Here is a 15,139-nt window from a genome sequence, read left to right as displayed (position 1 = left end):
ACGATGGAAAAGTTACAACCTCTATTACAGCAACAAGATTTATCGTTCGACGCCGCCAAATCCTTGTTTAGCGATATTATGGCTGGACAACTGAGCGACATCGAACTTACCGCAGCGCTGCTTGCGCTAAAGTTTAAAGGTGAAACAGCAGCGGAAATAGCCGGAGCAGCTCAGGCTATGCGTGATCATGCCACCGCATTTGACAAGCAAGACCTACTCGCAGCAGACAGCTGTGGTACGGGTGGCGATGGCACAAATACCATCAACGTGAGTACCACCGCCGCCATTGTCGCCGCAGCGTGTGGTATTAATATGGTCAAACACGGTAATCGCAGCGTGAGCAGTAAATCAGGTTCTGCGGATTTACTAAAAGCGCTTGGGATCAACATTGATATGACTCCCGCACTTGCAGAAAAGTGCTTAGCAGAGACCGGCTTTACCTTTTTGTTTGCACCGCATTACCACGCAGGTGTAAAACATGCTATGCCGGTTCGCACGCAACTAAAAACACGTACGATATTTAATATTCTCGGGCCATTGGCAAACCCAGCCAAGCCTGAAGTGCAATTACTCGGCGTTTACGACCCTGCCCTTGTTTTACCCATGGCCGAAACGTTAAACCGCTTAGGTACTAAACGAGCGATGGTAGTTCACGGTAGTGGCACAGATGAAATTGCCCTACACGGCGAAACGCTAGTCGCAGAAGTAAAGCATGGTGAAGTGACGCAATACACTGTTACCCCAAGCGATTTTGGACTAGAAAACTATTCACTTGAATCTATTGCTGGTGATACGCCAGAATATAACGCGAAAGCGAGCCTTGCGATTTTAAATGGTGAAGGCGAAGCTGCACACAATGCAGCGATCATTGCGAACGTTGCAGCCTTGTTGGTGTTAACCGATAAGGCCACAGATTTTAAAACTGCAAGCCAACAAGTACGCGAAGTGCTTGCGAGCAAGAAAGCCATGACAACCTTGGCTAACATTGTAGAGGTAAGTAATGGCTAACGTATTAGAAAAAATTGTTGCCGATAAAGTCGAAGAATTAAAAGCGCGTAAGGCACAGCGTCCGCTAAGTGACTTTATCGACGAAGTAACCCCCACCACGCTTAACTTCACCGCTGCGTTGGCGCAAGCTGGAACACAATTTATTTTAGAGTGCAAAAAGGCGTCGCCTTCAAAAGGCCTTATTCGCTCACATTTTGATTTGACTGAAATTACCAGTGTTTATCGTAAGTACGCGACATGTATTAGTGTACTAACCGACGAAAAATACTTTCAAGGCAGTTATGAATACCTTGCCACGGTGAGAAAGCTGGTTGATCAGCCTCTGATCTGTAAAGACTTCTTTATTGATGAATATCAAGTTTATCTCGCCCGCCTACACGGTGGCGATGCCATTCTTTTGATGTTGTCTGTATTAAATGACGAAGAATATTTGGCACTAGCGAGCGTGGCCAAATCACTTAATATGTCGATTTTAACGGAAGTAAGCAACGAAGAAGAAGTGACAAGAGCGCTTGCGTTAGATGCTGAACTTATCGGTATTAACAATCGTGATCTCAGAGATTTATCAACGGATTTAGCAACAACAGAGAAACTAAGAAAGTTAATCCCTGAAGACAAAGTCGTGATTTCAGAGTCTGGTATATACACACACCGCGATGTGAAACGCTTATCACCGATTTGTGACGGCTTTTTGGTCGGTAGTTCACTAATGGCTGAGCAAGACTTAGAACTTGCTTGTAGACGCTTGATTTTGGGCGAAAACAAAGTGTGTGGTCTTACACGAAGCCAAGATGCGCAAGCAGCTTATGAAGCTGGCGCGGTATACGGCGGTCTTATCTTTTATCCAAAATCGCCTCGTTATGTCGACATTGATTGTGCGAAGGCTGTCGCCGATAGCGCACCACTCAAGTACGTTGGTGTGTTCGTTAACGCACCGCTTGAACAAGTTGCAGAGTATGCGCAAATATTAAAACTGAGCGCAGTGCAATTACATGGCAATGAAGATGAGCTGTACATCGATACCCTGCGAAAACAACTTCCAGTTACCTGTCAAATTTGGAAAGCACAAGGTGTGGACACAGCACTGCCAAGCCCCTTCGCTGGCGTAGACAAGCAATTATACGATACCAAAACCGACACCGCATTTGGTGGCACGGGACAAGTGTTTGATTGGCAGCTATTAAATCGTAATTCGAGCAATTATATGTTGGCTGGCGGCCTAAACCCCGACAACATTCACGGTGCCGTGAATATTGGTGCTGATGGGCTCGACCTAAATTCTGGCGTTGAGCAATCGCCAGGTAAAAAATGCGCTCAAAAAATCGCTAACGCGTTTACACAAATTCGAAAATATTGAGGTGGACATGAGTAATTCAGCTTATTTTGGTGACTTCGGAGGCATGTTTGTGCCCGAGTTACTCGTACCTGCGTTAAAGCAGTTAGAACAGGAATTTTATAAATCACAAAAAGACCCAGAATTTCAGCAGGAGTTTTATCAACTTTTGAATGAATTTGCGGGTCGCCCGACTCCGCTGACCAAGACACGCAACTTAGTTAAAAACCCTAAGGTCAAACTGTACTTAAAGCGTGAAGATTTACTTCACGGTGGTGCACACAAGACCAACCAAGTGTTAGGTCAAGCGCTCTTAACCAAACGTATGGGTAAAAAAGAAGTCATTGCTGAAACCGGCGCTGGACAACATGGTGTTGCAACCGCCCTAGCCTGCTCCTTACTCGGCTTAAAGTGCCGAGTATACATGGGGGCTAAAGATGTTGAGCGTCAGCAACCAAACGTATTTAGAATGCGTTTGATGGGTGCGGAAGTTATCCCAGTTACCGCTGGCTCAGGCACATTGAAAGACGCGGTAAATGAAGCATTACGTGACTGGTCTGCAAACTACAAAACGGCACATTATTTACTCGGCACGGCTGCAGGTCCTCACCCGTTCCCGACGATTGTCCGTGAGTTCCAAAAAATGATTGGTGAAGAGGCAAAACAACAAGTACTAAAAGCGGAAGGTCGTTTGCCTGATGCGGTTATCGCTTGTGTGGGCGGCGGCTCAAATGCTATTGGTATGTTCGCAGACTTTATTGACGAAAAAGACGTTAAGTTAATCGGGGTGGAACCGGCTGGTAAAGGCCTAGATACCGATGAGCACGGCGCGGCACTATGTAAAGGAAGTAAAGGCATCTTGCACGGCGCCTATACCTATATCATGCAGAACAAAGATGGCCAAATTGAAGAATCTTATTCTGTGTCAGCAGGTCTTGACTACCCAGCTGTTGGTCCACAACACGCCTACCTTCATGAAACAGGCCGCGCGCAGTATGTTGGCATTACTGACACTGAAGCATTAAATGCCTTTCAAGCGCTTGCCAAACACGAAGGTATTATTCCAGCCTTAGAGTCGAGCCATGCTCTGGCATACGCATTAAAATATGCAGAAGCGCAAACTGAAGAAACGGTGATTGTTGTTAACTTAAGTGGTCGCGGAGACAAAGACTTAGCTCACGTCCACCAGGTACTATCTGAGCGAGGTGAACTATGAGACGTTATGACGCGATGTTCGCGCACTTAAATGAAAAAAGCCAAGGTGCATTCGTTCCTTTCGTAACGATTGGCGATCCCGATAAGGCACTCAGTATTGAGATCATCAAAAGCCTGATTGACGGTGGCGCTGATGCATTGGAGCTCGGTATTCCATTTTCCGATCCCATCGCCGATGGTCCGGTTATCCAAGCGGCTAACATCCGTGCATTAGAGCAAGATGTTAATACGCAAGACTGTCTTGAGATCATCGCTGAAATTCGTCGTTACAATAGCGATATTCCAATTGGCTTGTTGCTTTACTCAAACTTGATTTTTGCTCGGGGTATTGAGCAGTTTTATCAAGACGCCAAAACTGCGGGTGTGGATTCTATCTTAGTTGCTGATGTGCCACTGCACGAAGCCAAACCGTTTAGGCTCACTGCAATGGCAAATGACATCGCGCCAATTTTCATTGCCACACCGAATGCCTGCGATGATACGTTACGAGAATGCGCCACCCGAGGTCGTGGCTATACTTATTTACTTTCGCGCGCAGGCGTGACTGGCACAGAAACGACGGCACAAATGCCGGCAACAGAGATGATCACCAAACTTATCGAGTATCATGCTGCGCCGCCACTGCTAGGGTTTGGTATTTCTGAACCGGAGCATGTAAAGCATGCGATTAGCTCAGGTGCGGCAGGTGCAATTAGTGGCTCGGCGGTGGTGAAAATCATCGAAAAACATTTGGATGATCCTAACACCATGTGCTTTGAGTTAAAAACCTTTGTTGAGCGAATGAAAGCTACAACGCAGAAGTAATATTACTTTCAAGCCAGTGTTAGACACTGGCTTTTCTTAGCATTAACGCAAGTTATCTTTTAAGGCTTTAGCTGGCTTAAACAATACCTTGTTTTGTCCCTCAATGGTGATGGTCTCACCTGTTTGAGGATTACGTCCTTGCTTTGGGGGATGATAACTTAACGCGAATGTGCCAAGTCCATTGATTTGCATCTGATCACCTTCTGACAAGCGCTTTTTAGTGGCCTGTAAAATGACATTTAACACCGCCTGTGAATCTTTCTTTGTTAATCCACTAATTTCCGCCATTTTTGTAACTAAATCGCTCTTATTCATGCAAATACCTCTGAACCATTGAATGAGCGCAGCAGGCTATGGGTTTCATCAAAGAAAGTCAATGTTGATGTTCTCGCCGTATCTTGGTAAAACCCTTACAACCAACTTTGTTAGGATAAAAAATGTCATTTTTAATTGAGTACTTACCGCTCATCTTATTTTTTGCGGTTTATAAGTTTGTCGATATTTTTTGGGCAACGGGAGTGCTAATCATCGCCTCTCTTATACAGGTCGCACACCAATACATCACTAAGCGCGAAGTCGCAAAGCGTCATTGGGTATTCCTAGCGATTGCATTGATCCTTGGTGGGATGACGATTTTCTTCCATGATGAGCAATTTATAAAATGGAAAGCCACGATTATTTATGCCATTTTAGGTGCGGCACTACTCATATCCAGGTACCTGTTTAATAAGAACTTGGTAAAAGGCGCACTCGAAGGCGTTTTAAAGTCAGTAGCTGAGAAGGAAAAAAGCGAGATTGATATTGATTTACCAGCCAAAGACTGCGACCAATTAAATCTATTTTGGGCAGTATTACTTTTCTTCATCGCAGGCCTAAACCTTTACGTTGCGTACCACTTCTCTCTTGATTTTTGGGTGAACTTTAAAGTCTTTGGTTTAATTGGGATCACCTTCGTTGCACTCCTCTTTACCATGTTTAAAATTCAAAAATATTTACCTGAAGAGTAACCATTCAAGGTTCATCTGCAGCTGCTATAGTTAACGAGTGAGAGCTAACTATAGCGGCTTGTAGCCGCCAAATATCTTGGGGAACCAACCTTGAACGCAAGCCAATACCGGTGGTGTGAACTCGTATTTGTATTCTTTGTCCTGCCCATTGTCGCTTATCAATTCCGTGATCACCTCAACAATTGGCTTTTTCCAGCACTGATCATTTTAATGGCAGTCTGCACCCATTTACTACTAACCGATCCCCATTTCAAACGCTTTAGATTAACCAGTTTGGGAGAATTTTCGTCCGTCAAAAAACGATTATTTACCACGTTTTTCGCAGGTGCGATGTTTTCAGCCATGCTCTATGGTTTAGTTAGTCAAGGAAATTGGTTTTCCCTGCCGCTCAATTCACCCAGCGATTGGTTATTATTATTAATTGCCTACCCTATTCTTTCCGTCTTACCACAAGAATTAATTTTTAGGAGCTACTTCTTTCATCGCTATAAAAGGATTTTACCGAATAAGAACAATCGAGTTTTGCTAAGTGCATTAGTGTTTGCGCTTGCGCACTGCGTCTACGACAACTGGATAGCCGTGGCGTTATCTTTTGTTGGAGGGCTACTATTTTCTTATACCTACGCACATAGTCGCTCGCTTGCGGTGTGTGTGTTAGAGCATAGCCTGTGGGGGCTGTGGATGTTTACAATAGGAATTGGGCAGTACTTAGATTCGGGCGTGAAATTTTAGTGGCTTAGTGGAGAATAAACATCGGCGCATTAATACGCCGATGTCATTATGTCCAAAACGGATGTCCTGCTGCTAGAAGCCAAAGATACTGAATGCAAAATATTTAGTTGCAACGGTATTAATGAAAATAGCCAACAAGATCACTGGGATGAACGTAGATAGAGAGAAGTTAATATATTTCTCAGTAAAGCTACCTACGTACCCTTCTGCGCCTTGCGCAAGTTCCTCGTTCAAACCAGATTTTTTCCAGCGATAAGTAACGAATAGACACAACAGCAAACCATTCAACGGTAAAATAGTATCGTAAAACACGTCGTAAATTAGGTCAAAGAAGCTCTTCTGAGCATCGCCATAACTTACAAAACTTGTAAGCCAGTCCACCATTCCAAAAGACATAGTAGATAACACAGTCAAAATACCTGTGGTCAACGCTAAGATAATCAGTGCCTTTTTACGTGAAATACATTTTTCTTCCATCAACGTCGCGGTAGGCACCTCGACAATTGACACAAGCGACGTTATCGCGGCAAAGAAAACCAGCAAAAAGAAAGTACCTGCAACAATTGAAGCACCGACGTAACCAATGTCATCTTGTAAAGCCAATAACAATTTAGGTAAGTAATCGAAAATCATAGATACCGAAGAGTCCGATAACTTACTTGGATCTGTATTCGGATTAAAACTAAAGATAGCCGGAAGTACCATCAAACCTGCAATGAATGCCACTAATGAATCTGTAATAGCGACCATTTTAGAGCTACCGACAATGTCGTCTTTCTTAGAAATATAGGAAGCATAGGTGATCAATATACCCATACCTAAAGACAGTGAAAAGAACGCCTGTGATAACGCACCATTTAGCACACTTGCATTCATCTTTTCGAAGTCAGGAACTATGTAATAGCGTACACCTGCCATCGCGTTATCAAGGGTTAGCACGTATGCGACAAGGCCAATCAACATGACAAATAACGCTGGCATGAGTAACTTAGCCGCTTTTTCAATCCCTTCTTTTACACCGCCAACCAAAATAAGGTTAACAATAACGCCCACAATCAACATGTAGATGAAAACATTGGTATCGTTGATAAAAGTACCAAAGTACTTCGGAGAGGCGAGTACATCTAAGTTACCTAAAGCTGTTTGCGCTAAAAAGCCAAAAATCCAAACGGTAATAACCATATAGAAGACGGCAATCATAAACGGCGTGAGTACAGCCAAGAATCCAGCTATTGACCACTTTTTATCATGATTAGATAGTAGCTTATATGCGCCAAACGGGTCTTTTTGGGCTTTCCTACCCATTGCCATTTCGGCCATCATGACAGGTAAACAGATAAACACTACAAATAGTGCATAGATTAGTAAAAATGCCCCACCACCATTTTTTGCGGCGGAAACAGGAAAGCCGACCAAGTTACCAATACCAACAGCAGAACCCGCAGCGGCAAGGATAAACCCTAATCGAGAGCTAAAATGCTCACGGTTTGCACTCATTGCAATCAACCTTATTATTATTTTCTACAAATATCCGAAGGACTCTACCAGTCAAGCTGAGTGTTTTTCAAGTTTAAATGTCTAATCACTGAAAAACTCTGTGTACATTTACTTTTGCACTGAGGGCGTTTTATCATAGTATTGATAAACGGCCCTGAAAAGCCGACAAAATACATAAAAATAACAATAATAACCTAGAAACCAATCTGGAACTAATACTTATGCTTTACATGATCTATTCAACCGACGCTGAAAATTCATTAGCAAAACGTCTTGCTACGCGCCCTGCTCACTTAGCGCGTTTAGAAGAATTAAAACAACAAGGTCGATTGTTTGCAGCAGGCCCGTTACCAGCTATTGACTCGGAAGATCCCGGTGAAGCGGGTTTTACGGGTTCTTTGGTTATTGCTGAGTTTGAAAACTTAGAAAGTGCGCAGCAATGGGCGAGCGTCGATCCCTATATTGATGCTGGTGTCTATACTGCTAGTATTGTAAAACCGTACAAGCGAGTTCTGCCATAAAAGTTTACTGAACGTTAAGTTCAGCAAAGGTTAATTACAAAAGCACTAAATTTGTTTGAGATTTATGAAGTTTAGACACTTAGTATCTATGAAACTGTGGAGCTTAAAATGCGATTGCAACTCACTCTCTTAGCGTTGATCTTGGCGTTCGCTTCGAGTGTAGCAGACGCCAATAGCCGCAATGATAAGAATGTAAAGACAATTACAAAAAAAGAAGCTGTGTCTCTGGCGCTTGATAAGTACGCTGGGAGGACGCTTAAGATTTCTGAAGAAAATCAGTTTTTTGTGGTAAGAATTCTCCAACCAGACGGTCGAATTGTTGACTTAAAAGTAAACAAGAAGACAGGTGAAGTAAATAAGGACTAAGGATGCGTATTTTAGTTATCGAAGACGATATTCAACTAGCAGAAAACCTGCGAAATGCATTAGAGAAAGAAAAATATAGCGTTGACTTGTGTCATGATGGTGAGTCTGGACTATTTCACCTTGAAGAATATCCGTTAGATATGGCAGTGATCGATCTCGGTTTGCCAAAACTTGACGGTATTGAAATTATCCGTAGAGCACGTGCTAACGGCGTTAAGATCCCTATTTTAATCTTAACGGCACGTGATCGCTGGCAAGACAAGGTAGAAGGCCTTGATGCTGGAGCTGATGACTACCTCACTAAACCGTTTCATGTTGAAGAACTGATTGCGCGCTGTAATGCACTGATTAGACGTAGCGCTGGACAAGCAAATCCAGAGATTTGTATTGGTCCAATCAAAATCCATACTCGCTCACAGCAAGTCTGGGTTAACGATAACGAGCTATCACTAACGGCCTATGAATATAAAGTTTTAGAATACTTAATGGTTAACCCACAAAAAGTTATTTCTAAATCTGAACTCACAGAGCACATATACGATCAGGACTTTGACTTAGACTCTAACGTTATTGAAGTGTTTGTCTTAAGACTGCGTAAAAAGCTAGACCCTGATGGCACTCTGAACCCTGTTGAAACCCTTAGAGGACGTGGATATAGGTTCAAAAATCAGTGGTAAACAGCTCTCAAATTTCGCTTAAAATAAGACAAGGATTTATCCTTGTCTTTGTGCTTATTATTGCCCTTCCCGCGCTGTTTTTCTCCGTGGGCAGGGCTTATTACTCTTCTTTAGTCGATGCGACTGAAAAAACATTGGAAGCCCACCTCTACTCACTTATCTCTGAAGTCGAATTTGTCTCTAACGGACTCGAAATGCCTCGCAGTATTCTTGCGCCTGAGCTAAACAGACTGAATTCCGATACTTATGCACTGGTCTATCAAGATAATTCCCTCGTTTGGTATTCCGAGTCGGCTGTAAATCTTTCAATTTCACCTGACTTTTCAGAAAACCAGGCTGGAGCATCTGAGTTTAAGCGAGTTGAATATAATGGTGTACTTTTTTGGCAACTTAGCCTGACCGTTATTCTCGGAAATGCAGAGCAATCGCAGCAAGCCCGCTTTGTGCTTTTAAAGAAAAATGACGCGCTGATGGAGTTAATGTCAGGGTTTAGAAACACCTTGGTCAACTGGATGCTGGTTATGGGTGTGGTGATAGCTGGATTGATGGCATTTGGGTTTGTATGGAACGCAAGGCCGTTACAGCGATTGGATAAAGAAATCAAAGAGATTGAGGCTGGCGAGCGCGATAAGAGCACGGGTCTTTACCCCGTCGAGCTTCTAACAATCAAATCCGACTTAAACCTACTATTGGAATCTCAAAAACGTCAAAAAGAGAGATATAGAGCGTCACTTAGCGACCTTGCGCACGCGTTAAAAACGCCCCTTGCGGTGATTAAATCCAGTCCACTGGCAAAAGATGCAGACGCTCAGGAGCAACTAGACAGAATCAATGCGATGATCGAACATCAATTGAAACGTGCTGCAACGGGTGCATCCGATACATGGAAGAAACAAACATCAGTAAAACCCGTACTAGACTCAATACTCAACGCCATGACTAAAGTGTATCACGACAAGCACATTCAATTTTCCTCCGAATGTAGTGAGGAGGTTGCATTTCTTGGCGATAAAACGGACTTAATGGAAATTCTTGGTAATATTATAGATAACGCCTGTAAAGCATGTGGTTCCTTGGTCGATATAAAAGTAAGTGCACCTAAAAAGCGCCTACTAATCATAGAAGTAGAAGATGATGGCCCTGGCATTCCAGAGCATCGCCGCTCAGAGCTGCTGACCAGAGGTGCAAGACTAGACACCTATGAAGCTGGCCACGGCGTAGGAATGGCTATCGTATCTGATTTAGTTAAGTCGTATCATGGCTTGATGCAAATCGGTACTTCCCAACATGGTGGCGCGAAATTTACGATAGAGTTTAACCATGAAAAGAATAATTAGCAGTCTATTGGTATCGGGATTAACCTTTTTTGTAATTGCAGATGACGATGTCACACTACAAGACTGTACGAAGTATGAGTCAACGCATCCGGAAAAAGCAAAAAAATTCCTCATGTGCCTAGATGGCAATATCAACTTACTTGAACGTCATCGTCAAACCTGGATCACTAAGTTATTGCTTGATACTAAAAAGTATCAAGCGGACACGGGTAATACTCAGATCTTGCCAATTATGGAACGTGCCCTTCGCAATCAGGAAGAATATATGGAAGATAGCTGCCGGTGGCGATACTTACTAGATATGCCAAACGCGACGCGCTCAGCGACGGCTTATAAAAATTGCAAAATTGCATTTTTAAAAGCCCACATCATTGAGCTGAAAAGCAGTAAAGTATTGAAAGAAGATTTGAATCTCTAGCGGCACTTTTGATTAGATTATTAGGTGACGAGTAAAATGCTTAGAAAAGGAGCTGTTTGTAGCTCCTTTTTACTTGCGAGTCTCAGCGTTGTTAAGATGTTTTATTATCGGGTTGTTCTGAACCGAGAAGGATTGCAAGCCATTTACCTTCTTCACTGGTTTCAAGGGCAATTTTCACAACCATGGTAAGCGGCACGGAAAGCAGCATTCCCACAGTTCCTAGTAACCAGCCCCAAAAGATTAACGAGAGAAACACGACTAAAGTCGATAAACCTAACCCTCGACCCATAAACCTCGGCTCGATAATATTGCCCATTAAGGTATTAATACAAATGTAACCCACCGCGACAATACCACTCACCAATGGTCCTTGTGTCACTAAGGCCAATAAAACAGGCGGCACAGCCGCAATGATTGAACCTATGTTTGGAATATAGTTAAGCAAAAATGCAACTACGCCCCAAAGCACGAAGTAATCAACACCTAACGCCCATAAAAAAACAGCCGCTACGACACCTGTCGCCAATGACACAAGCGTTTTAATCGCCAAATAGCTATTGATAGAATCTAAAAATCTATCAATTTGCTGCATTTTCATCTCTGGATCGTCTAAGGCAAGATGCACTTTGTGGCCCAAAGAAGGTGCCTCAAAAAGCATGAAAACGACGATAAGCAGAATTAAAAAGCTATTTGCCATCACACCACCAAAGCCAGTTAACATATTGGTGGCCACATCGATTAGCTTATTTGGGTCTAGCATGCTAATAAGTTGCTGTTTATCCAATAAGATATTGTAGTTCGCGGCAGTACTGACCAACCAAACGAACTTTTCTTGTAAATCTTCTTTATAAGTTGGCAGCTGCTTGGAGAAATCATTGACTGATTGCCCAACAAGCCCACCAATACTTGCACCAATTAAAATCACTAGTGCAATAATCACCAGAATGGCCAGCCCTTTTGGTATTTTAAAACGGGCTAAAAATTTGAGCATGGGATTACAGATAATCGCAATAAATGCAGCTAATATAAACGGCACGACAATCTCAGACGCGAGCTTGATACCACCTAACACTAAAAATAGCGAGGCCAAAACCACCAGCGTTTTGTTAATTCCAGTCAGTGAAGACACAGTTCACTCCTTTTGCTTTTTTACCATTCTAAAACAAACCACCTATAATGAAAATGAGTGATCTAACTCCTTGCTAAAACGTAGGTTTATTTGATTACAATAAAGAGTATTGAGAATGAATATATTTATAACAGGCGCAACAGGATTAATTGGTAAAAAGCTATGCCAATTTTTAGTACACAGACATAATCTGATTGTACTGACCCGTTCGCCTTCAAAAGCTGCAAACCTATTACCAAGTGGGGTTAGCTGCGTCACCGATACCGATGATGTCGACTTTAATGAGCTTGATGCGGTCATTAATCTTGCGGGTGAACCAATCGCCAGTGGCCGGTGGAGCAAAGAGAAAAAACAAGAGATCTACAATAGCCGGATAAAAATCACTGAGCAAATCGTTGCAGCGATAAACACTGCGACGTCACCGCCCAATGTGTTTGTTTCAGGTAGTGCTATAGGTTTTTATGGACGCCAACCGGACAACTTGATCATCACTGAAGATTTCAAGGATTACCATGACGAATTCTCCCATAGGCTGTGCCGAGATTGGGAAGATACCGCGTTTAGAGCCGAGTCCAGCAAAACTCGAGTGTGTATACTAAGAACAGGCATTGTGCTTTCAAAATCGGGAGGAGCTCTAGCTAAAATGTTACCGCCTTTTCGATTAGGTGTTGGCGGTCCGATTGGTTCAGGAAGACAAATGATGTCTTGGATCCATATCGACGATATGATTCAGGCGATACTGTATATCCTTAAACATGACGAGATCTGCGGTGTTGTTAATGCAACAGCCCCTAATCCAGTATCTAATAAGCAACTTTCTCAAGCCTTAGCAGGCGCTATCTCACGCCCTTGCCTATTTACCGTACCACCGTTTGTCCTCAAATTGGCGTATGGTGAAATGTCAGAATTGCTATTGTACGGCCAATGCGTCGTACCAAAAAAACTTCTCGATGCAGGTTATCGATTCCGCCACGATAATATTGAAGATGCCTTAAACACACTTAACTTATAACTTTTGTGCAATACCTTCTTCTGGCGCTATATAGAGCTTTTCTCGCGTTAAGACTTTATCCAGATAATGTTTGGTTTCATCATAAGGTAAACTTTTGTCTAGCGCCGCTAGTACGTTTTCTGGCGAGAGTGAATTAATGATCTTTGCTGCTTTTGTGATGGATCTCGAGTCATCAGCATTAAACACACGAGCAACATTGCCAGCTCCCGTATTGTAAGCCGCAATGATGCAATACTTACGACTGATTGGATTCTGTATTTTACTCAGGTAGCGTTTATCGAGAATATTCAGGTAAGCGGTCCCCGCTTCAATATTATTGTCCGTCACATATAAATAAGGCGCCGACATCGGTTCATCGCGATTGTACAACATACGATTAACATCAACACCCGCACTCGTCGGTACTATCTGCATCAAACCAAACGCAGGAATATGTGACTTTGCCATTGGGTTAAAGTGGCTTTCAGTATGCATAACTGCAAAAATTAAACTTGGCTCAATGTCAAAGCGCTTCGCTTGTGCATTCACTTGGCTAACATAACGTTCTGCTCGATGCTTGGAAAGTTCAGTCTGTTTGGGTAGCTTAAGCACGATTTCAGATACGACTGTTGCTTCACTTTTATCGGTATTACTTGCAGTTTCTAATAGCTTTTTAAGACGTTTTTGCTTTAACAGTTCAAGCTTTTTCTGTTGCGCTTGTTGTTGAGCCTCTGCTAATTTTGTATCTTCGCCGTCAATGATGGCCTCATCCGTCTGGCGTTCTATATAACGTTGCTGTTGTTCGAATTGGCTGTCTATTTGCTTTTTCGCTGCGATCAACGCTTTTGCACGAGCAGCGTTATCCACTTCACGTTTTGTTGTTTCACTTTGGTTTACCGCGAGCGTATCAGCATTAAATACATCAATTACTGCACGGTCTTTCGCGATAAATTCTTTATATAGGGCTTGAAGTTGAGCCTGCGATACCTTTTCATCTGCCGCATGCCTAATGCTTACGACCAGCTCATTGGCTTCAAAGTCGACAACCATTCTGGATGATAAATCATCACTGTAGGTGACAAATGCGGCTTGATCAGAAACAGTTATATCTCCCCACTGTTGGATCACGTTATCACGAAAGGCATCGTACTCTTCAAAATGCTCTTCGACATAATCAGCAAACTCACTTAATTGTTGGCGTTTATATTGCTCAAACTCGCTCAGCTCTTCATCACTAGGCTCGGAGGTTTGCCAACGTGACATTTTCTCTGACAGTTCTTCAAAAAGCTGGGCTTGACTCGCCACCGCACTTGGAATGGCACTTAACGCCATGACTAAAAATGAGTATACCGATTTGCGCATAGAGCGTTCCTTTCAAAAAATTAAAGCGTGAAACTCACGCTTTAATTAGTTAGCCTTGCAATTTCCTTCTCAAGATCTTTTTCCGCTTTGTAAGCTTTAAATTCTTGATATAAAAACTTTTCATCCTGAGGGTTTACACTGCGCTTACTTTCTTTGATCAAATCTTTGAAAAGTTCTTTAGTCTGATCAGGTGATAACGTCGTCAATGCACAGAAATAGTCTTTACCAGAAATATCGATAACATCGGCCTTAACGATACGGGAGCCATTTAATGTTTGTTTAGTAAGTTGTTTGGATACAGAGCTAAAGGTTGCGCCTACCGTTGTGTCATCGTTTGCATCTGTACGGTTCGCAAATGTCTTATCAAGGCCTTCGATGCGTGTTTCTATCTGTTGAGCAAGAGCAAGACGTGCATTTGCAACTGCCATTTTTTGATCGATTGAAATATTGCCCGAGTATTTCACACAATCTGCTGCCGCTATACCATCTTCGATTGTTGGATTGAGAACCCATTCTGGAATATTAACTCTTGGACTTGAAGCCGCATCGTCTTTACTTGAACTACAAGCCGATAGTATCCCTATAACGGCCACTGATATAAGTAGTTGTTTTGCTTTCATGTTGGGTTCCTTAATTGCCCTGATTACGGAATAAAATTTATCAAAAAAATCATTGATTAACAGTAATAAATTGTAAAAACGATTTTTAACAATTTAGCACTTTCAATTCAATTTTTTACTAT

At 42.6% G+C, this 15,139-nt stretch carries 17 protein-coding genes; 12 read left to right on the top strand and 5 right to left on the bottom strand.

The genetic code is table 11. The features are described from left to right. Nucleotides 1-3 precede the first annotated feature (3 nt). The 4 genes from trpD to trpA are packed head-to-tail and all read left to right on the top strand — an operon-like array spanning nucleotide 4 to nucleotide 4,360. On the top strand, nucleotides 4-1,008 hold the full coding sequence (trpD, locus tag A587_RS0120870; protein WP_017219147.1) for an anthranilate phosphoribosyltransferase: 1,005 nt from the start codon (nucleotides 4-6) through the stop codon (nucleotides 1,006-1,008). Further along, complete coding sequence (gene trpCF, locus A587_RS0120865) at nucleotides 1,001-2,365, top strand: bifunctional indole-3-glycerol-phosphate synthase TrpC/phosphoribosylanthranilate isomerase TrpF (RefSeq protein ID WP_017219146.1); 1,365 nt, start codon at nucleotides 1,001-1,003, stop codon at nucleotides 2,363-2,365. The genes trpD and trpCF overlap by 8 nt, the downstream gene beginning before the upstream one ends. A 7-nt stretch (nucleotides 2,366-2,372) precedes the next feature. Further along, a complete protein-coding gene (gene trpB / locus A587_RS0120860; RefSeq protein WP_017219145.1) occupies nucleotides 2,373-3,557 on the top strand; it encodes a tryptophan synthase subunit beta in 1,185 nt (394 codons plus the stop codon). Further along, complete coding sequence (trpA, locus tag A587_RS0120855; protein WP_017219144.1) at nucleotides 3,554-4,360, top strand: tryptophan synthase subunit alpha; 807 nt, start codon at nucleotides 3,554-3,556, stop codon at nucleotides 4,358-4,360. The genes trpB and trpA overlap by 4 nt, the downstream gene beginning before the upstream one ends. Nucleotides 4,361-4,402: 42 nt before the next feature. Here the strand turns inward: trpA and A587_RS0120850 are convergent, their stop codons facing one another. After that, nucleotides 4,403-4,675: an HU family DNA-binding protein gene (locus A587_RS0120850; protein WP_010374071.1), complete on the bottom strand. Its 273-nt coding sequence runs from the start codon at nucleotides 4,673-4,675 to the stop codon at nucleotides 4,403-4,405. Between the two features lie 122 nt (nucleotides 4,676-4,797). On the opposite strand from A587_RS0120850, the gene A587_RS0120845 reads away from it, so the two are divergent. Further along, nucleotides 4,798-5,367 (top strand): inner membrane-spanning protein YciB, encoded by a 570-nt coding sequence (locus tag A587_RS0120845; RefSeq protein WP_010374069.1) that lies wholly within the window; start codon nucleotides 4,798-4,800, stop codon nucleotides 5,365-5,367. A 90-nt stretch (nucleotides 5,368-5,457) separates the two neighbouring features. Continuing rightward, nucleotides 5,458-6,099, top strand: a complete 642-nt coding sequence (locus tag A587_RS0120840; RefSeq protein ID WP_021032635.1) for a CPBP family intramembrane glutamic endopeptidase — start codon at nucleotides 5,458-5,460, stop codon at nucleotides 6,097-6,099. A 72-nt stretch (nucleotides 6,100-6,171) separates the two neighbouring features. Here A587_RS0120840 and A587_RS0120835 read toward each other — a convergent pair whose 3' ends face one another. Beyond that, a complete protein-coding gene (locus A587_RS0120835) occupies nucleotides 6,172-7,596 on the bottom strand; it encodes a sodium-dependent transporter (protein ID WP_010604974.1) in 1,425 nt (474 codons plus the stop codon). Between the two features lie 221 nt (nucleotides 7,597-7,817). On the opposite strand from A587_RS0120835, the gene A587_RS0120830 reads away from it, so the two are divergent. The 5 genes from A587_RS0120830 (at nucleotide 7,818) to A587_RS0120810 (ending at nucleotide 10,915) form a co-directional block, all read left to right on the top strand. Then, the gene (locus A587_RS0120830; RefSeq protein ID WP_017219142.1) at nucleotides 7,818-8,117 is read left to right on the top strand and encodes a YciI family protein; all 300 of its coding nucleotides are present in this window, start codon (nucleotides 7,818-7,820) and stop codon (nucleotides 8,115-8,117) included. A gap of 108 nt (nucleotides 8,118-8,225) precedes the next feature. After that, nucleotides 8,226-8,483, top strand: a complete 258-nt coding sequence (locus A587_RS0120825; protein WP_017219141.1) for a PepSY domain-containing protein — start codon at nucleotides 8,226-8,228, stop codon at nucleotides 8,481-8,483. A gap of 2 nt (nucleotides 8,484-8,485) precedes the next feature. Then, nucleotides 8,486-9,160, top strand: coding sequence for a response regulator transcription factor (locus tag A587_RS0120820; RefSeq protein WP_010374057.1), 675 nt, complete (start codon nucleotides 8,486-8,488; stop codon nucleotides 9,158-9,160). Further along, nucleotides 9,154-10,497, top strand: coding sequence for an ATP-binding protein (locus A587_RS0120815; protein WP_017219140.1), 1,344 nt, complete (start codon nucleotides 9,154-9,156; stop codon nucleotides 10,495-10,497). Before A587_RS0120820 ends, A587_RS0120815 begins: the two co-directional genes overlap by 7 nt. Then, nucleotides 10,481-10,915, top strand: a complete 435-nt coding sequence (locus A587_RS0120810; RefSeq protein ID WP_010374053.1) for a hypothetical protein — start codon at nucleotides 10,481-10,483, stop codon at nucleotides 10,913-10,915. The genes A587_RS0120815 and A587_RS0120810 overlap by 17 nt, the downstream gene beginning before the upstream one ends. A 91-nt stretch (nucleotides 10,916-11,006) precedes the next feature. Here A587_RS0120810 and A587_RS0120805 read toward each other — a convergent pair whose 3' ends face one another. Further along, nucleotides 11,007-12,044, bottom strand: coding sequence for an AI-2E family transporter (locus tag A587_RS0120805; RefSeq protein WP_017219139.1), 1,038 nt, complete (start codon nucleotides 12,042-12,044; stop codon nucleotides 11,007-11,009). A gap of 115 nt (nucleotides 12,045-12,159) precedes the next feature. Here A587_RS0120805 and A587_RS0120800 point away from each other — a divergent pair, with 115 nt between their 5' ends. Then, nucleotides 12,160-13,056, top strand: coding sequence for a TIGR01777 family oxidoreductase (locus A587_RS0120800; RefSeq protein WP_017219138.1), 897 nt, complete (start codon nucleotides 12,160-12,162; stop codon nucleotides 13,054-13,056). On the opposite strand, the gene A587_RS0120795 is transcribed toward A587_RS0120800, so the two are convergent. Together A587_RS0120795 and A587_RS0120790 are read right to left on the bottom strand one after the other, a co-directional pair. Next, entirely contained in the window at nucleotides 13,051-14,397 is a 1,347-nt protein-coding gene (locus A587_RS0120795; protein ID WP_017219137.1) for a transglycosylase SLT domain-containing protein, read from the bottom strand. The genes A587_RS0120800 and A587_RS0120795 overlap by 6 nt on opposite strands. A gap of 41 nt (nucleotides 14,398-14,438) precedes the next feature. Beyond that, complete coding sequence (locus A587_RS0120790; protein ID WP_017219136.1) at nucleotides 14,439-15,017, bottom strand: LPP20 family lipoprotein; 579 nt, start codon at nucleotides 15,015-15,017, stop codon at nucleotides 14,439-14,441. Nucleotides 15,018-15,139 lie beyond the last annotated feature (122 nt).

The organism is Pseudoalteromonas sp. NJ631 (assembly GCF_000276645.1).
Classification (GTDB): domain Bacteria; phylum Pseudomonadota; class Gammaproteobacteria; order Enterobacterales; family Alteromonadaceae; genus Pseudoalteromonas; species Pseudoalteromonas piscicida.
This window is presented reverse-complemented; position numbering and strand designations above follow the sequence as displayed.